Source organism: Stenotrophomonas sp. LARHCG68 (assembly GCF_052871705.1).
Window position 1 is genome coordinate 48,586 of record NZ_JBIXJV010000001.1, and the last position, 24,912, is coordinate 73,497.

Here is a 24,912-nt window from a genome sequence, read left to right on the forward strand (position 1 = left end):
CAGGTAGACTGCCTGTCCCTGTCATCTCCCCGTTGCCCCATGAACCTGGTCCTGCACTACGGCCTGCTCGGCTCCTTCGAAGCGGCATTGATCGCGCTGGCCGTCGGCTTCGTGGTCTACGCGCTGTGGTGGCAGGTGTGCCGGCGGCATGGCCTGTCGCATGGGCATGCGGTGGGCTGGTCCTGCCTTGCCGCGGTGGCCATCTCCAGCGGCGTGGATGGCTGGAACCTGTTCTATCTGGGCATGGTGCGGCTGGAGTCACCGTTGTATGCCCGCCTGGCGCTGGCGGCGATCCACGATCCGGACCAGTTGGGGACGCGCGTGGTGCTGGAAGTGATCGGTGCATTGATCGGCGTGGGCCTGGGTTGGTGGGCATTCAGTTCCCGGCACCTGGCGCAGGACGCCACCGATGCACCCTGAGCGCCGTTTCCAGGCCGATAGGTGTCTTTGCTGGAACAGTTGAATCGGTGGCTTACATCCACTTCACGAGCGGCTAACCGCGGCGGTAACCGCAGTGGGCCGGGGAGTGGTTAAGGCCACGTCTGCAGTGGATTTCCGGGGCAAGGACGATTCAGCTGGAGGCCGTCAGGGTTGGGGCCGTGCGGAACCTGCCGCGCTTTCCCAACAACGACGAGGAAAACCTGATGACCATTCGTAATCGCGCCCCGCTGTTCGCCCTGGCCGCACTGATGGGCTCCGCTCTGGCGATGCCGGCCATGGCCCAGGATGCACAGGACCAGGCCGCCGCCCAAGCCGCGGCGCAGCAGGCGCAGGATGCCGCGGCCGATGCATCCGCCAACGCCGCGCAGGCGTCGGCCGCCGCCAATGGCGGCCAGACCTGGGGCAGCGTCGATACCGACGGTGACGGCAGCATCAGCAAGACCGAGGCGCAGGCCAACGCCGGCCTGTCGCAGGTGTTCGATGACGCCGACGCCGACAAGGACGGCAAGCTGACCCCGGACGAGTACCGCGCCTACGCGGCCAAGCAGCAGAAGTAAGCCCCCAGGTGGAGCGCCCCTTTCCCGGGTGGGGAGGGGCGCTCCTGTTTCCAGGTTGTGCGCGGCATGGCCGGACGGGGTAACGCGGTATCCTGTCGCGCATGAACCAGACCACTTCCCCCTCCGCCATCGGCCTGGTCGGCTTCGATGGCGATGACACGCTCTGGAAGAGCGAGGACTACTACCGCCTGGCCGAGCAGGAGTTCGAATCCATCCTCGGCCATTACATCGACCTGCACGATGCCGATACCGCCCGCCACCTGCTGGCCGTGGAGCGGCGCAACCTGGCCATCTTCGGCTATGGCGCCAAGGGCATGACCCTGTCGATGCTGGAAGCGGCGATCGAGCTCACCGACGAGAAGATCTCCGCCCACCACCTGCGCCAGGTGATCGAGATCGGCCGCCGCACCCTGCAGCACCCGGTGGACGTGATCGACGGCGTGCGCGACGCCGTTGCCGCCATCGCCGCCGAGTACCCGGTGGTGCTGATCACCAAGGGTGACCTGTTCCACCAGGAACAGAAGATCGAGCGTTCGGGCCTGCGCGACCTGTTCCCGCGCATCGAGATCGTTTCGGAGAAGGACCAGTCGACCTACGCGCGCGTGCTGGCCGAGTTCAACCTGCCGGCCGAGCGCTTCGTGATGGTGGGCAACTCGCTGCGGTCGGACATCGAGCCGGTGCTCGAGCTCGGCGGCTGGGGCGTGTACACACCGTATGCGGTCACCTGGGCGCACGAGGCCGAGCACGGTGTATCCGACGATGCGCCGCGCCTGCACCAGGCCGATACCGCACACCAGTGGGTCCAGGCGGTACGCGCCATCGCGGCGCAGGCTGGCTGAGCATGGGCAGCGTCCGCCATCGGCAGCGCCTGCCTGTGCTGACGCTGCTGGTGCTGGGCCTGCTCACGGGAGCCCCCGTGGCGGGCGCGCAGCAGCCCGCCGTGGCGCCGGCCACGGCTCCCGCCTACGCGGCGGCCACCGGCGATATCTGGGTGGACCGGCAGCTGGCCGACATCAATGCCTATGCGGCGCGCTATCCGGATGCCTTCCTGGATGAACTGGTGCGCTATGCCGGGGCACGCCCGGGGTATGTCCAGGCACTGATGCAGGCGCATGGCTGGGCACCGGCCGATGTCTACCTGGCCTGCTTCTGGGGCCAGGTCAGCGCGACCGGTTGCCGGGAGTGGGTGCGTGCCCGCACCGCCCAGCCGGACGCGGACTGGAAGGCCGTGCTCGAGCGCGATGGCCGGGCGGTGGACAACCTGCAATGGCGGGCCCTGCGCCATGCCATCGTGGCCAGCTACGACCACTGGGACCGGCCGATCCGCCTGGATCCGCTGCTGCAGCGCCAGTTGGGTGATCGCGCGAAGCGGGATGTGGCCGCGCGCAAGGCGCAGTGAGCGAGCGGAACCCCCTGCGAGCCTGATCGCGGCGGGGCAGGGCATCGCGCCGGGCGGGCGTCGTTGACACCGCTGGCACGGAGGCTTTTGTTGCCGGGCGGATAGGCGCGGCACCGCATTCCGGGCGAAAATGGCGGTTCCTTCGATTTCGCGCCAGCGCGCCCAGTCATGACCGCCGACCGTTTCGTTTCCTCCGACCACATCCGCAGCCTGTTCTCGCAGGCCATGTCGCACATGTACCGCACCGAAGTGCCGTTGTACGGCACCCTGGTGGAACTGGTGGGCGAGATCAACGCCGAGGTTCTGGCGGCGCAGCCGGCAATGGCCGAGCAGATGCAGCGCAGCGGCGAGCGCGAGCGGCTGGACGTGGAGCGCCATGGCGCGATCCGCGTCGGTACCGCGCAGGAACTGGCGACGCTGCGTCGTTTGTTCGCGGTGATGGGCATGCAGCCGGTGGGCTACTACGACCTGTCCGTGGCCGGCGTGCCGGTGCATTCCACCGCGTTCCGCCCGGTGGACGGCGAGTCGCTCAACCGCAACCCGTTCCGCGTGTTCACCTCGCTGCTGCGGCTGGAGCTGATCGACGATGAAGCGCTGCGCACGCAGGCCGCCCAGATCCTGTCCCGCCGCAACATCTTCACCCCGGGCGTGCTGCAGTTGATCGAGCAGTGCGAGCGCGACGGTGGCCTGGTCGAAGACGACGCCTGGCGCTTCGTGGTCGAGGCGCTGGAGACCTTCCGCTGGCACAACGAAGCCACCGTCTCGCTGCAGACCTACCATGCGCTGCATGGCGCGCATCGCCTGGTGGCCGACGTGGTCAGCTTCCGTGGCCCGCACATCAACCACCTCACCCCGCGCACGCTGGACATCGATGCTGCGCAGGCAGCGATGCACGAACGTGGCCTGGCCGCCAAGGCGGTGATCGAAGGCCCGCCGCGCCGGGAGTGCCCGATCCTGCTGCGCCAGACCAGCTTCAAGGCACTGGAGGAGATGGTGCATTTCCCGTCCGGTGCCGACAACGAGGCCGGTACCCACACCGCGCGCTTCGGCGAAATCGAGCAGCGCGGCCTGGCGCTGACCCCGAAGGGGCGTGCGCTGTATGACACCCTGCTGGCACAGGCGCGCGAGAGCGGCGGTGCCGGCAGCACCGGCGGCGACTACATGCAGCGCCTGCAGGCCGCCTTCGCCGGCTTCCCGGACGACCACGACGTGCTGCGCCGCGAAGGGCTGGGCTACTACCGCTACGCGCTGACCGAGGCGGGCCGTGCGCTGCCGGCGGCCGAGCGTGACCTGCCGGCCGAGGTGCTGATCGAGCGCGGCCTGGCCAGTGCCGACCCGATCATCTACGAGGACTTCCTGCCGGTGAGTGCCGCGGGCATCTTCCAGTCCAACCTGGGCGGTGACGAGCAGCGTGCCTATGCCGCCCGCGCCAACCGCGATGCCTTCGAGCAGGCCTTGGGGGCGAAGGTGCGTGATGAATTTGCCATCTACGATGACCTACAGGCCGAATCGTTGACCAGCCTGCGCGCCTGAGCCTTTCCCGCGCGTTGTCCCGGGGGGAGTAGGCGCTATGCTCTGCGCTCCCCCGAGGCAAGGAATTGGCCGATGAGACTGCGCAGCTGCGCGATGGTGATGATGACCACCATGGTGGTGGCGGGTTGTTCCCACAAGGTGAAGGACGACAGGTACGTCCAGGCATTGCCGGCACCCCCGGCACTGCAGAAGGCATCACCCGTACGCAGGGTGGTGCCTTCAGGAGCGCCGCCAAGCGCCGCCGGCGCGCCACGCCGGGACCCGTTTGCCGCCATCGGCTCGCAGGTTGTGCCTGCGGCCAACACCGAGGTCTACGAGCGGCCGGACGACAACCCGGTCAAGCGCACCACCGAGCAACCCGTCTCGACCTTCTCGGTGGACGTGGACACCGGCAGCTACAGCAACGTACGGCGCATGCTCGATGATGGCGTGCGGCCACCGGCCGATGCGGTGCGTGCCGAGGAGTTCATCAACTACTTCAACTACGGCTACGCGGTGCCGGCCGACAAGGCGGTGCCGTTCCGCGTGCATACCGAGCTGGCGCGCGCGCCCTGGGACGCGCGCAGGCAGGTGCTGATGATCGGCATCAAGGGCTATGAACAGTCCCGGGCCGCGCTGCCGCCGATGAACCTGGTGTTCCTGGTCGACACCTCCGGCTCGATGTATTCGCAGGACAAGCTGCCGCTGCTCAAGCGCGCCTTCGCGCAACTGGTGCCGCAGCTGCGCAGCCAGGACCGGGTGGCCATCGTCGCTTACGCCGGTTCGGCGGGCCTGGTACTGGAGCCGACCCCGGGCGACCAGCATGGGAAGATCATCGCCGCGCTCGAACGCCTGCAGGCCGGCGGCAGCACCAACGGCGGTGCCGGCATCGAACTGGCCTATGCGATGGCGCGCCAGTCCTATGTCGAAGGTGGCGCCAACCGCGTGATCCTGGCCACCGACGGTGATTTCAACGTGGGCGTGGCCAATCGCCAGGCGCTGGAGACGCTGGTCGGTGACCGTCGCAGGAGCGGCATCGCGCTGACCACGCTGGGCTTCGGCACCGGCAATTACAACGATGCGATGGCCGAGCGCCTGGCCGATGTCGGCGACGGCAACCATGCCTACATCGACAGCCTGTCCGAAGCGCGGCGGGTGCTGGTGCGCGAGATGGGCAGCACGCTGTTCACCATCGCCCGTGACGTGAAGATCCAGGTCGAGTTCAATCCGGCGCGGGTGTCGGAGTACCGCTTGATCGGCTACGAGAACCGCGTGCTGAACAACGAGGACTTCGCCAATGACAAGGTGGATGCCGGTGACATCGGCCCCGGCCATGAAGTGACCGCGTTGTATGAGATCGTGCCGGTGGGCAGTGGTGCCGAGCAGTTGCCGGCGTTGCGGTACGCAGACAAGGCGCCGACCGGCACTGCCCACGGGGACGAGGTGGCCGATGTACGCCTGCGCTACAAGCTGCCGGGCAGCGACAGCAGTGAATTGATCCGCCAGCCGGTGCTGGCCAGCACGTTGCGCGCGACGCCGAGCGAGTCGCTGCGTTTCGCCTCGGCGGTGGCGGGCTTTGCCGATGCACTGCGCGGTGGCGAGCGCATGCCGGGCTGGAGCTGGGAGCAGATCATCGCAACAGCGCGGGACGCGCGCGGTGATGACCCGGAAGGCGAGCGCGCGCAGTTCATCCAGCTGGTCAAGGCGGGGCAGGGGCTGGTGGAAACGCCTGCACGCCCCGCGCCGAAGGCGGATTGACGCGGCGGAGCCGTGCCAGCGGTGCAGCTGCCACCGTCACTGCTGTTGCGGTTGATCTTCCCCCTCCCTTGCGCGTAGCGCAGGGGAGGGTAGGGGAGGGGTTGCTTTGGCTTTGAGCAGTGGCTTCCGATGCTCCTGCTCCTTCGGCCGCATACATGGCAACCACAGCAACGGAACAGCCAGATCAACGGCACCCCTCCCCAGTCCTCCCCCTGCCTGCGGCAAAGGGAGGGGGCAGAGCGCGTCCTGCAAAGGGAAGGGCAGAGCGTGTCGCGCTGCACGTCCGTCGCGTCATGCAGGCCGGAATGCACTCCCGGCCTGTCGGTCACTCACGCACGGGCCAGCCTGCGCAGGCGCTTGCGCTCCTTCGCACGCGCACGCCAGTTGCGCCAATGCTTCTGCAGGCACGAGAAGATCACGTACAGCGCCGGCGTGCTCAGCAAGGTCAGGCTCTGCGAGATCAGCAGGCCGCCGATCATCGCGATACCGAGCGGGCGGCGCAGTTCCGAACCCTCGCCGATGCCGATGGCCAGTGGCAGCGCGGCCAGGATGGCCACCATCGTGGTCATCATGATCGGGCGGAACCGCACGATGCTCGCCTCGCGCACCGCCTCGGCCGGAGACTTGCCGTGCTCGCGCTCGGCCACCAGCGCGAAGTCGATCATCATGATCGCGTTCTTCTTGACGATGCCGATCAGCAGTACCAGCGCGATCATCGAGATCACCGACAGGTCGGTGTTGGTCACCCACAGTGCCAGCAGCGCGCCCATGCCCGCCGCGGGCAGGGTGGACAGGATGGTCACCGGGTGCACCAGGTTCTCGTACAGCATGCCCAGCACGATGTAGACCGTGGCGATCGCGGCGATGATCAGCATCAGCATCGCCGATGGATCGGTGGCCTGGCCGAAGCCGCCCCGTTCGGTCTGGCGGATGTCCCCCGGCATGCGCAGGCCGTCGATGGCAGCCTTGACGATGGCATCGCCCTCGCCACTGCTCACGCCCGGGGCCAGGTTGTAGCTCAGGTCCATCACCGTGTACTGGTTCTGGTGGGTCACCTGCGACGGCGCCAGGCCGGCTTCCTGGTGGGCCAGCGCAGTCAGCGGGATCATCTGCCCGCTCCTGGAGGCCACATACAGGTCCTCGATCGCCGAGGGGCTGGCGGTCTGGCTGGGCAGCGCGTTGACCACCACGCCGTACTGGTTGAGGTCGGCGTAGATGGTGGAGATCTGGCGCTGGCCGAACGCGCCATACAGCGCACCGTCGATGGCACCGATGCTCACGCCCAGCCGCGAGGCCTTCTCGCGGTCGATGACGATCTTCTGCATCAGCCCGCCCTTGTCCACGTCCGAACCCACGTCGCGCAGCTTGGGGTTCTGCTTGAGCACTTCCACCAGCCTGGGCAGCCACTCGGCAAGCTGGTCGGCGTCGTTGCCCTGCAGGGTCACGCGGTTCTGCGCGCCTTGGCCACCGCCGCCGCCGTCGGAGGGCAGGTCCTGGATCGCACGCAAGCGCACGTCCAGGTCGGGGAACTGCGCGGCCTTGGCGCTGAGGCGGGCGACCACGTCCTTGGTCGGCTCGCGGCGGCCGTCCTGGCGGGTCTTCAGCTCGATGTTGAACTGCGCGCTGCTGCCCTGGCGGCTGGAGCCCAGCCGTGAGCCGACCATCTTCACCGCGGGGTCGGCCAGGAACATGTCGCTGAGGCGGCGCTGGCGCGTGCTCATTTCCTGGAAGGACACGGTGGCGCTGGAGCTGGCCCGGCCCCAGATCAGCCCGGTGTCCTGCTCGGGGAAGGAGCCCTTGCTGACCGCGCCGGCCAGCATCACCATCGCCACGATCAGCAGCAGCGGGGTCAGCGCCAGCAGCAGGCAGTGGCGCAGCGAGAAGTCCAGCGCCACGGTGTACAGGCGCAACATGCCTTCGTGCATGCGGTCGAGCATGCGATGGGTACGCGACTCGTGAACGTGAGCCTCATGCGGCTGCAGGAAGCGCGCGCACAGTGCCGGGGTCAGGGTCAGCGAGACGATCGCCGAAACGACGATCGCCGCCACCAGGGTCAGCGTGAACTCGCGGAAGAACGCGCCGAGCATGCCCTGGGCGAAGATGATCGGCAGGAACACCGCCACCAGCGATGCGGTGATCGAGACGATGGTGAAGCCGATCTCGCGGGCACCGGCCAGCGCGGCCTGCCTGCGCGGCATGCCCTCATCGAGGTGGCGCATGATGTTCTCGATCACCACGATCGCATCGTCCACCACGAAGCCGATGGCGATCACCAGCGCCAGCAGGGTCAGGTTGTTGAGGGTGAAGCCCAGCGTGCTCATCACCAGGGCCGCGCCGGCCAGCGACAACGGCACCGTCACCGCCGCGATCAGGGTCGGGGCCAGGCGGCGCAGGAACAGCGCCATGGTCAGGATCACCATCGCCAGGCTGATCATCAGCGTGATCTGCACTTCGGTCAGCGAGGCGCGGATGGTCGGGGTGCGGTCGAAGTACGGGGTCAGCGTGGTGCCGGCGTCCAGGTAGCCGGCCAGCGACGGAACCGAGGCCTTGACCCGGTCCACGGTGGCGACCAGGTTGTCGCCGCTGCGCAGGTACACGTACATCAGCACGCCGCGCTTGCCGTTGAACCAGGCGGCCTGGTAGGCGTCCTGCTGGCCGTCGTAGACGGTGGCGATGTCCTTCAGCCGCACCACCGCGCCGTCATGCGTGGAGATGGCGACGTTGGCGAAGTCCGAGGCCTTGCGCACCTGGTCGTTGAGGACGATCGCGGTCTGGCTGCTGCCGTCGCTGAGGAAGCCCAGCGGCGAGGCCACGTTGGCCGCGCGCATGGCGTTGCGCAGGTCGTCCGGGCTCAGTCCCAGCGCGGTCATCGCGCGCAGGTTGAGGTCGATGCGCACCGCCGGCGTCGAGGCACCGGCGATGTCCACCTGTGATACGCCCGGCAACTGGCGCAGCCGCTGCGCCAGCAGCGAGTCGGCCAGGTTGTACAGCTCGGCGACCGATTGTGTTTCCGAGGTCAGCGCCAGCGCGATCACCGGGTCGTCGTTGGGGTTGGCCTTCTGGTAGGTGGGCGTGTTGATGCCGGCCGGCAGGTCGGCCATCGCCGCGTTGATCGCGGCCTGCACGTCCTGCGCGGCGGCGTCGATGTCGCGGCTGGTGTTGAACATCAGGAACACCATGCTGCGCCCGTCGCTGCTGCTCGAGCGCATGGTGTCGATGCCCGGCACCTGGCCGAGGTGGCGCTCCAGCGGCGCGGTCACCGTGGCGGCCATGGTGTTGGCGTCGGCACCGGTGTTGGAGGCCTGCACGAAGATCACCGGGATGGCCAGGTTCGGCAGGGCCGCCACGCCCAGCCGCAGGTAGCAGACCAGGCCGGCGAAGAACAGGCCGATGGCGAGCAGGCCGATGCCGATCGGGCGCTTGATGAAGGGCGCGGAGATGTTCATCCGTGCGCCTCAGCGGGCGGCGTGCAGGCGCGCGGCGGCACGCTGCTCGCGGCGCCTGGCCGCCCATTCGGACAGGCGCTCGAAGTACAGGTAGATCACCGGCGTGGTGTACAGCGTGACCAGCTGCGAGAGCAGCAGGCCGCCGACGATGGCCACGCCCAGCGGGCGGCGCAGCTCCGAACCGATGCCGGTGCCCAGCGCCAGCGGCAACGCGCCCAGCATCGCCGCCGCGGTGGTCATCATGATCGGGCGGAAGCGCAGCAGGCAGGCACGGCGGATCGCGTCGTACGCGTTGGCGCCGGCCCGCTGCGCGTCCAGCGCGAAGTCGATCATCATGATCGCGTTCTTCTTGACGATGCCGATCAGCAGCACGATGCCGACGATGCCATCCACCGACAGGCTCATCCCGCACAGGTACAGCGCCAGCAGCGCGCCGACGCCGGCCGGCGGCAGCGTGGAGATGATGGTCAGCGGGTGGATGTAGCTCTCGTACAGCACGCCCAGCACGATGTAGATCACCGCGATGGCGGCCAGCAGCAACAGCACCACGTCGGTCTGGCTGCTGGAGAACTCGGCGGCGGTGCCGATGAACTGGGCCTGCATCTGCTGGGGCAGCTGCAGTTCGGCCACCGCCTTGTTGATGGCGTCCACGCCTTCGGACAGCGAGTAGCCCGGGGCCAGGTTGAAGGAGATGGTCGCCGACGGCAGCTGCTGCTGGTGGCTGACGATCAGCGGCGCGGTGCCGGGCACCGCGATGGCGATGGCCGACAGCGGGATGCTGCCGCCGCCCCCCAGCGCGATGCCGGTGTTGCTGTTGCCGATGCCGGTGGCGGTGGAGGAGTTGCTCGAGCTCACCTGGCCCAGCGTGGTGGCGTTGCTGCCGGTCAGCGTGCCGCTGCCGTTGCTGCCGATCGCCAGCTGGTTCATCAGCGCGTCGCTGTTGCGGAACTCCGGCGCCACTTCCAGCACCACGCGGTACTGGTTGAGCTGGGTGAAGATGGTGGAGATCTGGCGCTGGCCGTAGGCGTCGTACAGGGTGTCGTCGATGGTCTGCATCGGCACGCCGTAGCGGCTGGCCTTGTCGCGGTCCACCTGCACGTGCAGCGCCCGGCCATGGTTGGCCAGGTTGTTGTCCACGTCGGCCAGCTCCGGCAGGCGCCGCAGCGCATCGGTGACGCGCTCGGTCTGGGCGGCCAGCTCGGTGCTGTCCATGTCCGAGAGCGAGAACTGGTAGGCGGTGGCGGCCACGCGCGTGTCCAGGGTCACGTCCTGCACCGGCTTGAGGTACAGCGCGACGCCGGGGATATGCGCGGCGGCGGCCTGCAGGCGCGGCAGGATCACGTCCAGCCCGTCACGCTCGCCACGGTCCTTGAGCACGATGCTCAGCTGGCCCTGGTTGAGCGTGGGGTTCATGGTGCCGGCGCCGATGTAGGCGGCCACACCGGTGACCGCCTCGTCGTGGCGCAGCGCCTCGGCCACGGCCTGGGTGCGCAGCTGCATCTGGTCGAAGGCCACGTTCTGGTCGGCCAGCACCACGCCGGTGACCATGCCGGTGTCCTGGTCGGGCAGCAGGCCCTTGGGGATGGCCATGTACAGCAGCACGGTCAGCGCCACCGAGGCCAGCGCGATGCCCAGGGTCAGGCGCTGGTGGCGCAGCACCCAGTCCAGGCTGCGCTCGTAGGCGTGCACCAGCCGCGACCAGGCGGTGACCTTGCCGGCGGCCGCCGCCCGCTCGTGGGCGTCGTCACCCTCGGGCAGGGCGTCGGGCTTGAGCAGGTAGGCGCACATCATCGGCGTGAGCGTGAGCGAGATCAGCATCGAGATCGCCACCGCGATCGACAGCACCCACGCGAACTCGTGGAACAGGCGCCCGGTGACGCCGGGCATCAGGATCAGCGGCAGGAACACCGCGATCAGCGACACCGTCAGCGACAGCACGGTGAAGCCGATCTCCTTCGAACCCACCTCGGCCGCTTCCTGGCCGTCCTTGCCCTGCTCGATGTAGCGCACGATGTTCTCGATCATCACGATCGCATCGTCGACCACGAAGCCGGTGGCCACGGTCAGCGCCATCAGCGACAGGTTGTCCAGCGACATGCCGGCGAAGGCCATCACCCCGAAGGTGCCCAGCAGCGACAACGGCACCGCCACCGACGGGATCACCGTGGCCCACAGGCGGCGCAGGAACACGAAGATCACCGCCACCACCAGGCAGATGGTGAGGATGAGCGTGAACTGCACGTCGTGCACCGAGGCGCGGATGGTCACGGTGCGGTCGGAGAACACGTCCAGCGTCACGTCGGCCGGCAGCATCGCCTGCAGGCTGGGCAGGATCTGGCGGATGCTCTCCACCGTCTTGACGATGTTGGCGCCGGGCTGCCGGCGCACTTCCAGCAGCACCGCCGGCTTGCCGTCGGCCCAGGCGGCGATCTGGTCGTTCTCCACGCCGTCGACCACCTTGGCCACGTCGCGCAGGCGTACCGGCGCACCGTTCTGGTAGCGGATGATGATGTCGTTGTACGCCGCCGCGTCGGCCAGCTGGTCGTTGGTGGACAGCGTGTAGCTCTGCGTCTTGCCGTTGAGCGAGCCCTTGGGCGCGTTGACGTTGGCCTGGGTCAGCGCGCTGCGCAGGTCCTCCAGGGTCATGCCCATGTTCGACAACTGCGCCGGGTTGGCCTGGATGCGCACGGCCGGGCGCACGTTGCCGGCGATGGAGACCAGGCCCACGCCGTCGGTCTGCGACAGGCGCTGGGCCAGCACCGAGTCGGCCAGGTCGTTGACCTCGCGCAGCGGGCGCGTGTCCGAGGCCAGCTTGAGGGTCAGGATCGGCGCATCGGCCGGGTTCACCCGGTTGTAGACCGGCTGGTAGGGCAGCGAGCTGGGCAGGGTGGCCTGGCGGATCGCGGCCTGCACGTCCTGCGCGGCGGTGTTGATGTCGCGCTCCATCGAGAACTGCAGCACGATGCTGGACAGCCCGGCCGAGGAGTCGGAGGTCATCATGTCCAGGCCGGAGATCTGGCCCAGCTGCCGCTCCAGCGGCGTGGTCACCAGCGAGGCCATGGTCTGCGCGCTGGCACCGGGGTACTGCGTGGTCACCACCAGGCTGGGCGCCTCGATCTCGGGCAACGCGGCCACCGGCAGGCGCTGGTAGCCGAGGATGCCCAGCAGCATCAGGCCGATCATCAGCAGTGAAGTGGCGATCGGTCGGCGGATGAAGATAGTCGAGAAGCCCACGGGCGATTCCTGGTGCGAAGGGGGAGGGACGGAGGGCGCGCGGCGCGTCAGCGCGGCGGACCACCCCTGCCGCCACGGCCCTTCTGGCTGGCCGCCTTGAGCTGGTCCTCGGTCGGTTCCGGCGGTGCCTGGCCCGGCGCCAGCTGGGTCACCTTGCTGCCTTCCTTCAGGCGGAACTGGCCTTCGGTGACCACCTTGTCGCCGCCTTGCAGGCCCTTGCTGATCACCACGTGGCTGTCATCGACCTGGCCGCCCTGGACCACGTCGCGCAGCGTCACCGTGCCATCGGCCTTGATCAGGTAGACGAAGTCGCTGTTGCTGCTGCGCTGCACGGCTTCGGCCGGCACCACCACCGCATCGGGCAGCTCGTTGAGCTGCATGCGCACGTTGACGAACTGGCCCGGCCACAACGCGCCCTCGGCGTTGCCGAACTCGGCGCGCAGGCGGAAGGTGCCGCTGGTGCTGCTGATCTGGTTGTCCACCACCTGCAGCTTGCCGTCGGCGTTGACCACGCTGCCGCCCTCGCGGTCGAGCGTGGCGGTCTGCAGCGGTCCGGCCTGCTGGGCGCTGCGCACCGCGTCGAGCTGCTGCTCGGGCAGGTTGAACAGCACGTAGATCGGCTGCAGCTGGGTCACGGTGACGATCTGGGTGCCGGCGCTGACCACGTTGCCCGGGTCCACCGCGCGGATGCCGGCAACGCCATTGATCGGCGAGGTGATGCGGGTGTAGTCCAGCTGCACCTTGGCCTGGTCCATCGACGCCTGCGAGGCGGCCACCGCGGCCTGGTACTGGGCCACCTGGTTGCGCAGCGTGGTCAGGTCGGTCTGCGCGACGAACTGGCGGTATTCCGGTGAGTTGGAGCGCTCGAAGTTGGACTGCGCGGTGGCCAGCAGGGCCTGGTTCTGGCGCTTGCTGGCCGCGGCCTGGTCGTACTGGGCCTGGAAGGTGCGCGGGTCGATCTGCGCCAGCAGCTCACCCTTCTTCACGGCCTGGCCTTCGCGGAAGTTCACGCTCAGCAGCTCACCGCCCACCTGTGGGCTGACGGTGACGGTGTTGTAGGCGGTCACCGTGCCCTGGGCGGTCACGTACACCGGCACGTTCCTGCGCTCGGCGGCGACCACGGTGACCGGCACCGGGGCGTCGTTGCCCCCGCCCTGGCCCCCGCGCATGGCATCTGCCGCCGGCGCGCCCGCCTTCTGCTTGCCGCCCCCCATCACCCGGTAGCCGATCCCGGCCACGAGCAGCACTGCGATGACCAGCAGCACAATCTTCCAGAAACGCGACATGCGAAAACTCCTGAGAAACCGATAAGGGGAAGAAACGATCAAGCTGCCAAGGATAGCGCCGGCCCGTGTCGGTCTGTTTCATGACCGATGGCCTACGCGCTCAGACCGCGACAGGGTCGTGAACGTTCCAGAGCGCCCCGGGTTGACCGCCGTAGTGCCACACCCGGCCGTCATTGTCCCGGTAGTGCCGAGCCACGCTCGGCCGAAGCCTTCCGGTCACGCCCCGGCGGCGCACGGCCCCGGTTCTGGCTTACAGTCCCCCAACGCTCCCTTTCCAAGGAATTGCCGATGGCCCGCACGACCGTGTTGCTGACCGCGCTGCTGTGCGCCCTCTCCCCGCTGGCGCAGGCACAGCAGGCACAACGCCCGGAAGTGGCGGAGGCGGCCAGGCGGCAGCAGCAGCAGGTGGTGGACTGGCGTCGCGATTTTCACGAACACCCCGAGCTCTCCAACCGCGAGGAGCGCACCGCGGCCAAGGTCGCCGAGCGCCTGCGCGCGATGGGCCTGCAGCCGAAGACCGGCGTTGCCGTGCACGGCGTGGTGGCGATCATCAAGGGCGGCCTGCCGGGCCCGAAGATCGCCCTGCGTGCCGACATGGACGCGCTGCCGGTCACCGAGCAGACCGGCTTGCCGTTCGCTTCCAGGGCCAAGGCCGAGTATCGCGGCGAGCAGGTCGGGGTGATGCACGCCTGCGGCCACGATGCCCATACCGCCACCCTGCTGGGCGTGGCCGATGCGCTGGTGGCCATGCGCGACCGCTTGCCAGGTGAAGTGATGCTGATCTTCCAGCCGGCCGAGGAAGGCGCGCCGCCGCCGGAGCAGGGCGGCGCCGACCTGATGCTCAAGCAGGGCCTGTTCAAGGACTTCAAGCCCGAGGCCGTGTTCGGGCTGCACGTGTTCTCCAGCGTCCAGGCCGGGCAGATCGCGGTGCGCGGCGGCCCGTTGATGGCGGCCTCGGACCGCTTCTCGATCACCGTCAACGGCCGCCAGACCCACGGCTCGGCACCGTGGAACGGGATCGACCCGATCGTCGCCGCCTCCGACCTGATCGGCACCGCGCAGACCATCGTCAGCCGCCGCGCCAACCTGTCCAGGCAGCCGGCGGTGCTGACCGTCGGCGCGATCAAGGGCGGCATCCGCTACAACATCATCCCCGACTCGGTGGAGATGGTCGGCACCATCCGCACCTTCGATGCGGACATGCGCCGGCAGATCTTCGCCGACCTGCGCAACGTCGCCGAGCACACCGCCGCCGCGCACGGCGCCACCGCCGTGACCGATATCTACGAGAACGACGGCAACCCGGCCACGGTCAACGACCCGGCCCTGACCGCGCGCATGCTGCCCAGCCTGCAGGCGGTGGTGGGCACGGACAACGTCTACGAGCCGCCGCTGCAGATGGGCTCGGAGGACTTCTCGCTGTATGCCCAGCAGGTGCCGGCGATGTTCTTCTTCGTCGGCTCGACGTCCCCGGGCATCGACCCGGCAACCGCGCCCAGCAACCATTCGCCGAAGTTCCTGCTCGATGAAAAGGCGCTGGACGTCGGCCTGCGCGCGCTGCTGCAGGTGTCGCTGGACTACCTGCACGGTGGCAAGGCTGGCTGACTCCCGGTAGTGTCGTGCCCCCCTCGACACGGAAGAAGGACACTCCCATGAGCGCCAGCCTGGCCATGCTGCTGCAATCGCAGCTTGATCCAACGCTCACCGCCGACGCCCTGCTGGCGCAGATGCGCAGCGATTGGCCCGACCTGGACCCGTCGCTGCTGCGGCTGGGCGAGATGCCCGCCGAGGACGGCCAGGACAAGGCGGCCGGCGGCGACGAGTCGCCGATGCAATGCCTGGAGTACGGCGATGCGCTGATCGCGCTGATGCCGATCCCGGTGCAGATCGGCGACGACATCGACCAGATCTGCGCGCACAGCCGGCTGTGGCCCGACGCCACGCCGGCGCCGGTGGATTACGCCGCGCACACCATCGTCACCGTGATGGCGTTCGGCCAGGACGGCCAGGACACCAACCTGGTCGCCCAGGCCGCGCTGCTCAGCCGCGTGCTGGCCTCGGCCATCGCCCTGTCCGACAGCATCCAGGCGGTGTATTTCGGCAGTGCCAACCACGTGGTGCTGCCGGGCCTGTTCCGTGAACTGACCCAGGCCACCCTGCCCGAGCCGATGCCGATCGCCTGGGTGGCGATCAACGTCGGCGCCCGCCCGGACGGGGTGATGACCGGTCACACCCGCGGCATGGACATGCTGGGGCTGATGGACATCGAGATTCCCGAGACCCAGGACAGTGCCGAGGAGGTGTTCGGCCGGCTCACCGGCATCGTCGATTACCTGGTCGAGAACGGCATGGTCATCAGCGATGGCGACACCCTGGGGGCCAGTGCCGAGGAACGCATCCGCGTCGTCTACGGCCCCTCGGCGCTGGACCCGGAGCGGCAGGTGATGCGCCTGCAGAGCGAGGAGGTGCCGCAGGCCAAGCCGGGCACGTCGTGGTGGAAGCGGCTGCTGAACTGAACCTGCGCCTGGGGTGGGGTGTGCAGTGAAAGCGGGTGTCGGTAAATCCGCCGCTCAAACTGCTGCCCCTACAATGGCGCCGATGAATACCCCCCAAGATTCCAGCCTCGGCCGCGAGGTCGATTACCCCCGCCAGTACGACGCCAGCCTGCTGTTCCCGATCCCCCGTGCCGGGGCCCGCGCGGAAATCGGCCTGGGCGGCGGCGACCTGCCTTTCCACGGTGAAGACCGCTGGCACGCCTATGAACTGGGCTGGCTGGACGCCCGCGGCAAGCCGTGCGTGGAGACGTTGACCCTGTGGGTGCCGGCGACCTCGCCGAACCTGATCGAGTCCAAGTCGCTCAAGCTTTACCTGAACTCGCTCAATAACGCGCGCTTCAACCGGCCCGAGGCGGTGCGCGAGCGCATCGCCACCGACCTGTCGGCCTGCGCCGGCGCCGACGTGCGGGTCGAGTTCGGCCTGCCGGCCTTCGCCGGGGCGGACGGTGAGTCGGTGGACCACGTCGACGTGGACATCGACTGCTACGGGCCGCCGGACGCCGGCTTCCTGCTGGCCGATGCCGGCACGGCGGTCGAGGAGACCCTGACCTCGGCCCTGCTCAAGTCCAACTGCCCGGTCACCGGCCAGCCGGACTGGGCCAGCGTCAGCATCCGCTACTGCGGGCCGCGCATCGACCGCGAAGGCCTGCTGCGCTACCTGGTCAGCTACCGCGACCATGCCGAGTTCCACGAGCAGTGCGTGGAGCGCATCTTCCTGGACCTGCAGCGCCGCTGCGGCCCAGCCTCGCTGGAGGTGGAGGCCCGCTACACTCGCCGTGGCGGCCTGGACATCAATCCGCGCCGGGCCAGCCCGGACCGGACCGCCGCCACCGCGCCGATCCGCGACCTGCGTCAATGAACATTCAGCCCCGTACGCTGGTTTTTACACGGCCGAGATAAAACCTTAACAGGCGGCGTGTAATCGTGGTCGCCAGTCAAGAAGCGGAGTGGCTTGGATGGGTACCGACAAGAAGGCGGATTTCTCTGACGTTTCTGCCTCCGTTACCAGTACGGAGCAGATCGTGCAGAAAGCGGACTTTTCAGACGTGACCGCATCGGTGACCAGCACCGAGCAGATCGTGAGCGAGCAGCAGTACACGGTGCAGAAGGGTGACAACCTTTCCAGGATCGCCAAACACCTGCTCGGCGACGCCAACGCGTGGAAGCAGATCTTCGAGGCCAACCGGGATGCGCTGGACGACCCGGACAAGATCTTCCCCGGTCAGGTCCTCAGGATTCCGCCGCGCCAGGCCTGATGCAGCACCGTTTCCGCTGTCCAAAACCAAACACATACCGGAGCAATCCATGAAGAAGACTTCGCTCAGCAGTGCCCTGATGATCGCTGTGATCGGCGCCGTCGCGCTGGTCGGTTGCAAGAAGAAGGAAGAGGAAGCCGCACCGCCGCCGCCGGCCGCCAGCACCCCGGCTCCGGCCCCGGCTCCGATGGCTGAACCGGCTGCGCCGGCGTTGTCCGTCACCTCGGTGACGGTGGGCAACACCGTTGCCGCCGACCAGTCCGTGGCGCCGGTGGCCATGCTCGGCACCAAGGACAAGATCGTGGTCTCGGTGAAGACCAGTGGCACCGCCAACAATGTCACCGTCGGCGCCAAGCTGACCTACCAGGACGGCCAGGTGGCCGGTGAGCAGAGCGCGACGCTCAATGCCACCGACACCGGCACCACCAATGTCGAGTTCACCAAGCCCAGCGGCTGGCCGGCAGGCAAGTACACCGCCGACGTGACCGTCGATGGCAAGTCGGCGGGCTCGCAGCAGTTCGAAGTGAAGTGAGGTAGGGCGTCCACCGGCGCACTCTCTCCCGCCGGTGGTACGCATGGGCGCAGCCGATTGGCTGCGCCTTTTTTATGCGCCGCTTCCGGCCGCATGCCACCGCGCCTGCGCGTCCGCCGGGCCTGTCCCGGGACAACCGCATCGGTTGCAGCTGAGACCAGCAGCATGCACCGGGCCGTGATGCAAGGCACGCCAAGGCCTGCGCACGGTTGCATTGGAAACGCCGCGATCATCCCTACGTTTGCGTATGGCGCGCTTTTGCCGGACCCGGGTGAAAACGCGACAATGCAAAGGTTTCCCCACGGCGGCCCGGCCCGGGGCCGGGCATTGCCCGCGTCCGCTGCACCGGCCACCCCCGTTCACCACGCAACGCATCCGTCAGCAAGAGAGTTCCTGCCCCCATGTCGAATACGCCGAAGATCATCTACACGCTCACCGACGAAGCTCCGTTCCTGGCGACCCAGTCGCTGCTGCCGATCGTCGATGCCTATACCGCCACCGCCGGTATCTCGGTCGAGACCCGTGACATCTCCCTGTCCGGCCGCATCCTGTCGCAGTTCCCGGATTACCTGAAGGACGGCCAGCAGATCAGCGACGACCTGGCCGAGCTGGGCGAGCTGGCGACCCAGCCGGACGCCAACATCATCAAGCTGCCCAACATCTCCGCCTCGGTGCCGCAGCTCAAGGCCGCCATCAAGGAGCTGCAGGACCAGGGCTACGTGCTGCCGAACTACCCGGACGCACCCACCGACGACGTCTCGCGCGACATCAAGGCGCGCTATGACAAGGTCAAGGGCAGCGCGGTGAACCCGGTGCTGCGCGAAGGCAACTCCGACCGCCGTGCGCCGCTGTCGGTCAAGAACTACGCCCGCAAGCACCCGCACCGCATGGGCGCGTGGAGCGGCGATTCCAAGTCGCACGTCGCGCACATGGACGGCGGTGATTTCTACGGCAGCGAGAAGTCGGCCACGCTGGCCAATGCCGGTAGCCTGAAGATCGCGCTGGTCCAGAACGATGGCAAGACCGTCGTGCTGAAGGAAAAGACCGCGGTCAAGGCCGGCGAGATCGTCGACGCCTCGGTGATGAGCCGCAAGGCGCTGGCCAGCTTCATCGACGCCCAGGTGGCCGATGCCAAGGCGCAGGGCGTGCTGTTCTCGCTGCACCTGAAGGCGACGATGATGAAGGTCTCCGACCCGATCATGTTCGGCGTGGTGGTGGAGGAGTTTTACAAGGACGTGCTGGCCAAGCACGCCGCCGCCCTGAAGGAAGTCGGTTTCGACGCCAACAACGGCATCGGCGACCTGTACGCGCGCCTGCCGCAGCTGCCCGAAGCCACCCAGGAAGCGATCAAGGCCGACATCGCCGCCGAATACGCCAAGCGCCCGGCCGTGGCCATGGTCAACTCCGACAAGGGCATCACCAACCTGCACGTGCCGTCGGACGTGATCGTCGACGCCTCGATGCCGGCGATGATCCGTGACTCGGGCAAGATGTGGAACGCCGAAGGCAAGCTGCAGGACACCAAGGCCGTCATCCCGGACCGCTGCTACGCCGGCGTGTACCAGGCGGTGATTGAAGACTGCAAGGCACACGGTGCGTTCGACCCGGCCACGATGGGCTCGGTGCCGAACGTCGGCCTGATGGCGCAGAAGGCCGAGGAATACGGCTCGCACGACAAGACCTTCCAGATCCCGGCCGATGGCGTGGTCACCGTCACCGACGACGCCGGCAACGTGGTGTTCGAGCACACCGTGGAAGCCGGTGACATCTGGCGCATGTGCCAGACCAAGGACGCGCCGATCCAGGACTGGGTGAAGCTGGCCGTGTCCCGCGCCCGCCTGAGCAGCACCCCGGCGGTGTTCTGGCTGGATGCTGCCCGCGCCCACGACGCGCAGGTGATCGCCAAGGTCGAGCGCTACCTCAAGGACCACGACACCAACGGCCTGGACATCCGCATCCTGTCGCCGGTGGAAGCCACCGCGTTCTCGCTGGAGCGCATCCGCAAGGGCCAGGACACCATCTCGGTGACCGGCAACGTGCTGCGCGACTACCTCACCGACCTGTTCCCGATCCTGGAGCTGGGCACCAGCGCCAAGATGCTGTCGATCGTGCCGCTGATGGCCGGCGGTGGCCTGTTCGAGACCGGCGCCGGTGGTTCGGCCCCGAAGCACGTGCAGCAGTTCGTCGAAGAGGATTACCTGCGCTGGGATTCGCTGGGCGAGTTCCTGGCCCTGGCCGCGTCGCTGGAGCACCTGGCCCAGCGCTACGACAACAAGGCCGCCGCCGTGCTGGCCAAGGCGCTGGACGAGGCCAACGGCACGTTCCTGGACAACGACCGCTCGCCGGGCCGCAAGCTCGGCACCATCGATAACCGCGGCAGCCATTTCTACCTGGCCATGTACTGGGCGCAGGCCCTGGCCGAGCAGAACGACGACGCTGCGCTGAAGGCCAGGTTCGCACCGCTGGCCGAGGCGCTGGCCAGCAACGAGCAGACCATCGTCGACGAACTGGTCGCGGTGCAGGGCAAGGCCGTGGACATCGGCGGCTACTACCGCCCGGACCTGGCCAAGGCCGGCCCGGCGATGCGCCCGAGCGCCACCTTCAATGCGGCGCTGGCCAAGCTGAAGGGTTGAGTGATGTGAAGCGCGACGACGCCTTTCAGTAGCGGCCGTTACACAAGCCGCTGCGGGTGTCAGCACGTAAGAGAAGCCTGCATCCGTTGTCGGATGCAGGCTTCTTTCATTTTGGTTACCGCCTACGCATGCCTACGACGAACGTATAGGCGTGAAAGACTTCCTGACAAATCGAACTGTGGGAGCAGTCACCCTTTCACAGCCGGCATCTGGCATAGCCTCATTGGACTGCCATGGAAATGCATGACGCACGGCGTCGAAAGGGGACAGGCATGACCAGAGTGCTGGTGGTGGGCTCTGACAACCGTGAGGAGCAGGTATTGCTCGGCCGGTTGCGCAAGGCTGCGGGGTTGCCGCCGGAGGCGCTGCAACGCTGCGTGGACCTGGATCAATGCGACCTGTTGCTGGTGCGCGACACACCGGCACTGCGCAGCGCGGCATTGCACATGGCCAGCAAGCGGCCATCGATGCGGCTGTGGATGCACGACGACGACGGTGCCGTACACGATGGACGCGCGGCCACGCCGGTGTTCCTGGACGACCAGCAGATCCAGTCCGCGCTCGCCCCCCGGGTCGATGTCACCACCGATGGCCTGTACCTGGCCAGCGGCGCCAAGCAGGTCACCCGCCTGTTGCGGCAGCGCCTGCAGGAGCGCAAAGGCCGGGCGCTGCTGACGCTGCAGGGCCAGCCGCAACTGCTGATCGATTTCGAGCATGACCAGGCGGTCCCGCTCTACCTGCACCCCGGCGCGGGACCGACGCTGGCCCAGCAACTGGGCGAACTGCTTGAACTGCTCGCCTTGCAGGAGCTCTCGCCGGCGCGCTACGAGGCATTGGCCGAAAACCTGTCGCGGCAGCCGCTGCGGCCGTTGCTGTGGCAGATGGCGCAGCACGGCGACTACTGGAGCGATTTCGAACGCCGCCTCCAGCAGAACGCGCAGATGCACCTGCTGCGCTGGCCGGATTTCCGCGTACTGGCCCACCAGCACGATGGGTTCCGGCTGTGCTCGTTGCTGTTGAAGAAGCCGTGCAGCCTGAGCGAGTGCACCCAGCTGCTGGACCTGGACATCAATGCCACGCGGGCGTTCATGCGCTCGGCCTACCTGTGTGGCTACGCCGAGGTGAAGGTGCCGGTCGATGCACCGCCACCGGTGCCGGTGGCGCAGAAGCACGGTGCCAGTGCCTTGCTGGCCAGGATGTGGCGCAGCGTCCGCGGCCGCACGGGAATGCATGCATGATCGAGCACAAGATCGTTGTCCTCGGGGCCATGGGCGCCGGCAAGTCCACCCTGGTGCGTGCGGTGGCCGGTGGCACCGTGATCGATACCGACGTGCTCAACACCGACGTCAGTTCGTCCAAGCTGGCCACCACCGTGGCCATGGACTATGCCGACGTGAGCCTGCCCAACGGCGACCGCCTGCGCCTGTACGGTACGCCGGGACAGGAGCGTTTCTCCTTCATCTGGCCGGTGTTGCTGCAGGGCGCGCGCGGCGTGGTGATCCTCGCCGATGCCTCCAGCCCGGAGGTGGCGACCGAACTGGATACCTACCTGCGCACGCTGCGCACCCATGCCGACCGGGTTCCGGCGGTGGTGGGCGTGTCCAAGTTCGACCTGGTACCCGACGTGGACCTGGATGCGTGCCAGCTGCGCGTGCAGGAGGTGGCGGGGCGCCCGCTGCCCCTGGTGCCGTTCGATGCGCGGTCGGAAGACGAAGTGATGATGTTGATGGACGTGTTGATGGGCGAGGTGGAAGCGGCGGCACTGGTCGAAGCACATGGGTGAACCAAGGGGGGTAGCGGTGCTGGAGGACTGGGAAGTCACGGCGGTGGATGCCCGGCTCAGGGAGTTCACCGAATCGGTGGATGGCGTGCGCGCGGCGGTGGTGGCCAGCGTGGACGGCTTCGCCCTGGCCCAATCGGCCACGCAGCAGTCCAGTGGCGAGCGGTTGGCGGCGATGACCAGCGCGATGCTGGCGCTGGCCAGCGCGGTGGGTCGCGAGCTGTCGCTGGGAACGATGGAAGTGCTGATGCTGGAAGCCAGCGAAGGCAAGGTGCTGATGCAGTCGATCCCGCTGGCGCGTGGTTCGCTGTTGCTGATGGCCGCCTGCGGCCAACGCAGCGTGATCGGCCACGTGCTGTGGAGCGCCCGCGAATGCGGTCGCAAGATCCAGGCGGAGTTGTCCAGCGGCTGAGCGCTGGAGCCCGCGGTGGTGGCGAGCCGGTACGCCTGACGACACACGGACCGCCCCCTTCCTTTGCCGCAGGCAAGGGGAGGGCGGGGGAGGGGGGCCTTTCGCGCGATGTGGACTTCCCGGCTTCACGCCCAAGGACGCTCCCGCCGGGCGGGCGCCCTGTCGCGGGAGGCGTGCGGTGTCGTATGGTCATGTCCATCCCCCCTCCGGCGACAGCCATGCGATCCCATCTTCTCCCTGCAGTCCGTGCATTGCCGGTGCGGCCGTGATGAATGCAACGGTCATCGGTGCCGCCCTGGCGGACAAGCTTGCCCAAGGCATCGCTGCGGGGTTCGAGGACTACCACCAGGGCTTCGCCGACATTACCCGTCGGGCACGCGCGCGCTTCCAGACACGCGACTGGAGCGCAGCCAGGACGGATGCGGTGGAACGCATCGAGCTGTACGACGCGTGCGTGGCACGCTGCCGGGCGCAACTGCAGGCGTTGCTGGCCGGCATCCCGCCCACGCAGGCGCTGTGGCGGGAAGTGAAGCAGTGCTTCGACGCACGGGTTTCATCGCGCATCGATGGCGAGCTGTACAAGACGTTCTACAACACCCTGACCCGGCGCCTGTTCGGTACCCATGGCGTGGATGACGACATCGAGTTCATGGCGCTGGACATCGAGCCGTCCGATGCCATCACCCACCCGGTTGCGCGTCATGTCTACGCCGTTTCCGAAGCGCGTCCGGCCGATGCGTTCTCGCGCCTGCTCGCCGACTATGCCTTCGACGTGCCTTACCAGCATCGCCTGCGCTGCGCCGCGGCCATCGCGGTGCGCCTGCAGGACGACCTGGCCCATTGGGGCACGTACCCGGTGCGAGCCATCGAACTGCTGGAGACCGTGTTCTACCGCGAGCGCCGTGCATACCTGGTTGGGCGCGTGTTCGGTGAGCACCGCTTCTCGCCCTGCGTGATCGCGCTGGTCAACGGGGAGGAAGGCATCCGCGTGGAAGCGGTGCTGAGCCGACGCCGCGACGTGGCGCATCTGTTCGGTGTCTCGCGCAGCTATTTCCAGGCCGACCTGCCCACCGTCGCCGACGCGGTGGTGTTCCTGCGCAGCATCCTGCCGGGCAAGCCGGTCGATGAGATCTACACCGTGCTGGGCCGCGCCAAGCAGGGCAAGACCGAGCGCTATCGCACCTTCTTCAGCCATTTCCAGCAGCATGCCAACGAGCGGCTGGTGCATGCCGAAGGCACCCCCGGCATGGTGATGGCGGTGTTCACGCTGCCGAGCTATCCGCTGGTCTTCAAGCTGATCCGCGACCGCTTCGCCTGGCCCAAGACCATGAGCCGGCAGGACGTGGAGGAGAAGTACGCGCTGGTCTTCAACCTGGACCGCATCGGCCGCCTGCTCGACGCCCAGCCCTATCGCCACCTGCGCTTCCCGGTCAGTCGCTTCGCGCCGGAACTGCTCGATGAGCTGGTCACCCAATGCAGCCACAGCGTGCAGGTCGAAGGCGGCGACGTGGTGATCGCGCTGTGCTACGTGCAGCGCCGTTTCCGGCCCCTCAACCTCTACCTGCGCGAGCAGGGCAGTGAAGCGGCCCGCGCCGCGGCGTTGGACTACGCGCAGGCCATCCGTGACATGGCCTGCAACAACATCTTTCCCGGCGACATGTTGCTGAAGAACTTCGGTGTCTCCCGGCACGGCCGTGCGGTGTTCTACGACTACGACGAGTTGTGCCTGGTCACCGACTGCAACTTCCGGGCCTGGCCAACACCGCGCAGCGAGGAGGAGGCCATGGCCAGCGAGCCGTGGTTCCACGTCGCGCCCAACGACGTGTTCCCGGAACGTTTCGCGTTGTTCATGGGCCTGCCCCGCGCATTGCTGGACGTGGTGCAGGAGCGCTACGGCGAGCTGTTCGAGCCATCGTGGTGGCAGGGACTGCAGCAGGGCTTCGGCAGGGGTGAGTTCCCCGACACCCCGCCGTATCCGCGCGCGCTGCGCGTGGCCTGAGGGGGCATTGCGGCCGGGCGATGCCTGCGCTGTAATCCGCCGACCAAGGGAATCCAACGGGGTGGGCTATGCATGGCAGGTTCAGTGCGTGGGTGATGGTGGCCGGGGTGTT

Annotated in this window: 19 protein-coding genes; 16 read left to right on the forward strand and 3 right to left on the reverse strand. The window is 67.9% G+C overall.

Annotation, left to right across the window (positions count from 1 at the left end; genetic code table 11):
- The first annotated feature begins 39 nt into the window (after positions 1-39).
- The 6 genes from ACIPR8_RS00215 (at position 40) to ACIPR8_RS00240 (ending at position 5,667) form a co-directional block, all read left to right on the forward strand.
- Positions 40-420 carry a hypothetical protein gene (locus ACIPR8_RS00215; RefSeq protein WP_446539791.1) on the forward strand — a complete coding sequence of 127 codons (381 nt, stop codon included), beginning with the start codon at positions 40-42 and terminating at the stop codon, positions 418-420.
- Between the two features lie 224 nt (positions 421-644).
- Positions 645-998 carry an EF-hand domain-containing protein gene (locus tag ACIPR8_RS00220; protein WP_446539792.1) on the forward strand — a complete coding sequence of 118 codons (354 nt, stop codon included), beginning with the start codon at positions 645-647 and terminating at the stop codon, positions 996-998.
- 101 nt (positions 999-1,099) lie between these two features.
- Entirely contained in the window at positions 1,100-1,837 is a 738-nt protein-coding gene (locus tag ACIPR8_RS00225) for an HAD family hydrolase (protein WP_323438951.1), read from the forward strand.
- 2 nt (positions 1,838-1,839) lie between these two features.
- Positions 1,840-2,397 (forward strand): hypothetical protein, encoded by a 558-nt coding sequence (locus tag ACIPR8_RS00230; RefSeq protein ID WP_446539793.1) that lies wholly within the window; start codon positions 1,840-1,842, stop codon positions 2,395-2,397.
- Between the two features lie 168 nt (positions 2,398-2,565).
- The gene (gene hglS / locus ACIPR8_RS00235; protein WP_446539794.1) at positions 2,566-3,930 is read left to right on the forward strand and encodes a 2-oxoadipate dioxygenase/decarboxylase HglS; all 1,365 of its coding nucleotides are present in this window, start codon (positions 2,566-2,568) and stop codon (positions 3,928-3,930) included.
- 72 nt (positions 3,931-4,002) lie between these two features.
- Entirely contained in the window at positions 4,003-5,667 is a 1,665-nt protein-coding gene (locus tag ACIPR8_RS00240; protein ID WP_446539795.1) for a vWA domain-containing protein, read from the forward strand.
- A gap of 329 nt (positions 5,668-5,996) precedes the next feature.
- On the opposite strand, the gene ACIPR8_RS00245 is transcribed toward ACIPR8_RS00240, so the two are convergent.
- The 3 genes from ACIPR8_RS00245 to ACIPR8_RS00255 are packed head-to-tail and all read right to left on the reverse strand — an operon-like array spanning position 5,997 to position 13,633.
- Positions 5,997-9,113, reverse strand: coding sequence for an efflux RND transporter permease subunit (locus tag ACIPR8_RS00245; protein WP_446539796.1), 3,117 nt, complete (start codon positions 9,111-9,113; stop codon positions 5,997-5,999).
- 9 nt (positions 9,114-9,122) lie between these two features.
- A complete protein-coding gene (locus ACIPR8_RS00250) occupies positions 9,123-12,347 on the reverse strand; it encodes an efflux RND transporter permease subunit (RefSeq protein ID WP_446539797.1) in 3,225 nt (1,074 codons plus the stop codon).
- A gap of 47 nt (positions 12,348-12,394) precedes the next feature.
- The gene (locus ACIPR8_RS00255) at positions 12,395-13,633 is read right to left on the reverse strand and encodes an efflux RND transporter periplasmic adaptor subunit (RefSeq protein ID WP_446539798.1); all 1,239 of its coding nucleotides are present in this window, start codon (positions 13,631-13,633) and stop codon (positions 12,395-12,397) included.
- Between the two features lie 288 nt (positions 13,634-13,921).
- On the opposite strand from ACIPR8_RS00255, the gene ACIPR8_RS00260 reads away from it, so the two are divergent.
- The 10 genes from ACIPR8_RS00260 to aceK all read left to right on the forward strand — a co-directional run bounded on the left by ACIPR8_RS00260 (position 13,922) and on the right by aceK (position 24,800).
- Positions 13,922-15,238, forward strand: coding sequence for an amidohydrolase (locus ACIPR8_RS00260; protein WP_446539799.1), 1,317 nt, complete (start codon positions 13,922-13,924; stop codon positions 15,236-15,238).
- A gap of 47 nt (positions 15,239-15,285) precedes the next feature.
- Positions 15,286-16,149, forward strand: coding sequence for a DUF4261 domain-containing protein (locus tag ACIPR8_RS00265; RefSeq protein WP_446539800.1), 864 nt, complete (start codon positions 15,286-15,288; stop codon positions 16,147-16,149).
- Between the two features lie 82 nt (positions 16,150-16,231).
- Positions 16,232-17,047, forward strand: a complete 816-nt coding sequence (gene queF, locus ACIPR8_RS00270; protein ID WP_446539801.1) for an NADPH-dependent 7-cyano-7-deazaguanine reductase QueF — start codon at positions 16,232-16,234, stop codon at positions 17,045-17,047.
- A 97-nt stretch (positions 17,048-17,144) separates the two neighbouring features.
- Positions 17,145-17,444, forward strand: coding sequence for a LysM peptidoglycan-binding domain-containing protein (locus tag ACIPR8_RS00275; protein WP_323438556.1), 300 nt, complete (start codon positions 17,145-17,147; stop codon positions 17,442-17,444).
- A 49-nt stretch (positions 17,445-17,493) separates the two neighbouring features.
- Positions 17,494-17,976: a hypothetical protein gene (locus ACIPR8_RS00280; RefSeq protein ID WP_132865916.1), complete on the forward strand. Its 483-nt coding sequence runs from the start codon at positions 17,494-17,496 to the stop codon at positions 17,974-17,976.
- Between the two features lie 401 nt (positions 17,977-18,377).
- Positions 18,378-20,609 carry an NADP-dependent isocitrate dehydrogenase gene (locus ACIPR8_RS00285; RefSeq protein ID WP_446539802.1) on the forward strand — a complete coding sequence of 744 codons (2,232 nt, stop codon included), beginning with the start codon at positions 18,378-18,380 and terminating at the stop codon, positions 20,607-20,609.
- Positions 20,610-20,881: 272 nt separating this feature from the next.
- Entirely contained in the window at positions 20,882-21,847 is a 966-nt protein-coding gene (locus tag ACIPR8_RS00290; RefSeq protein ID WP_323438559.1) for a hypothetical protein, read from the forward strand.
- Positions 21,844-22,392, forward strand: a complete 549-nt coding sequence (locus tag ACIPR8_RS00295; protein ID WP_132865913.1) for a GTP-binding protein — start codon at positions 21,844-21,846, stop codon at positions 22,390-22,392. The genes ACIPR8_RS00290 and ACIPR8_RS00295 overlap by 4 nt, the downstream gene beginning before the upstream one ends.
- Positions 22,385-22,801: a roadblock/LC7 domain-containing protein gene (locus ACIPR8_RS00300; RefSeq protein WP_132865912.1), complete on the forward strand. Its 417-nt coding sequence runs from the start codon at positions 22,385-22,387 to the stop codon at positions 22,799-22,801. The genes ACIPR8_RS00295 and ACIPR8_RS00300 overlap by 8 nt, the downstream gene beginning before the upstream one ends.
- Before the next feature lie 268 nt (positions 22,802-23,069).
- Entirely contained in the window at positions 23,070-24,800 is a 1,731-nt protein-coding gene (gene aceK, locus ACIPR8_RS00305) for a bifunctional isocitrate dehydrogenase kinase/phosphatase (RefSeq protein ID WP_446539803.1), read from the forward strand.
- The last annotated feature ends 112 nt before the right edge of the window (positions 24,801-24,912 follow it).

Coding starts and splice junctions, on each gene's coding strand:
- ACIPR8_RS00215 (WP_446539791.1), top strand. CDS start 40: ATGAACCTGGTCCTGCACTACGGCCTGCTCGGCTCCTTCGAAGCGGCA.
- ACIPR8_RS00220 (WP_446539792.1), top strand. CDS start 645: ATGACCATTCGTAATCGCGCCCCGCTGTTCGCCCTGGCCGCACTGATG.
- ACIPR8_RS00225 (WP_323438951.1), top strand. CDS start 1,100: ATGAACCAGACCACTTCCCCCTCCGCCATCGGCCTGGTCGGCTTCGAT.
- ACIPR8_RS00230 (WP_446539793.1), top strand. CDS start 1,840: ATGGGCAGCGTCCGCCATCGGCAGCGCCTGCCTGTGCTGACGCTGCTG.
- hglS (WP_446539794.1), top strand. CDS start 2,566: ATGACCGCCGACCGTTTCGTTTCCTCCGACCACATCCGCAGCCTGTTC.
- ACIPR8_RS00240 (WP_446539795.1), top strand. CDS start 4,003: ATGAGACTGCGCAGCTGCGCGATGGTGATGATGACCACCATGGTGGTG.
- ACIPR8_RS00245 (WP_446539796.1), bottom strand. CDS start 9,113: ATGAACATCTCCGCGCCCTTCATCAAGCGCCCGATCGGCATCGGCCTG.
- ACIPR8_RS00255 (WP_446539798.1), bottom strand. CDS start 13,633: ATGTCGCGTTTCTGGAAGATTGTGCTGCTGGTCATCGCAGTGCTGCTC.
- ACIPR8_RS00260 (WP_446539799.1), top strand. CDS start 13,922: ATGGCCCGCACGACCGTGTTGCTGACCGCGCTGCTGTGCGCCCTCTCC.
- ACIPR8_RS00265 (WP_446539800.1), top strand. CDS start 15,286: ATGAGCGCCAGCCTGGCCATGCTGCTGCAATCGCAGCTTGATCCAACG.
- queF (WP_446539801.1), top strand. CDS start 16,232: ATGAATACCCCCCAAGATTCCAGCCTCGGCCGCGAGGTCGATTACCCC.
- ACIPR8_RS00275 (WP_323438556.1), top strand. CDS start 17,145: ATGGGTACCGACAAGAAGGCGGATTTCTCTGACGTTTCTGCCTCCGTT.
- ACIPR8_RS00280 (WP_132865916.1), top strand. CDS start 17,494: ATGAAGAAGACTTCGCTCAGCAGTGCCCTGATGATCGCTGTGATCGGC.
- ACIPR8_RS00285 (WP_446539802.1), top strand. CDS start 18,378: ATGTCGAATACGCCGAAGATCATCTACACGCTCACCGACGAAGCTCCG.
- ACIPR8_RS00290 (WP_323438559.1), top strand. CDS start 20,882: ATGACCAGAGTGCTGGTGGTGGGCTCTGACAACCGTGAGGAGCAGGTA.
- ACIPR8_RS00295 (WP_132865913.1), top strand. CDS start 21,844: ATGATCGAGCACAAGATCGTTGTCCTCGGGGCCATGGGCGCCGGCAAG.
- ACIPR8_RS00300 (WP_132865912.1), top strand. CDS start 22,385: ATGGGTGAACCAAGGGGGGTAGCGGTGCTGGAGGACTGGGAAGTCACG.
- aceK (WP_446539803.1), top strand. CDS start 23,070: ATGAATGCAACGGTCATCGGTGCCGCCCTGGCGGACAAGCTTGCCCAA.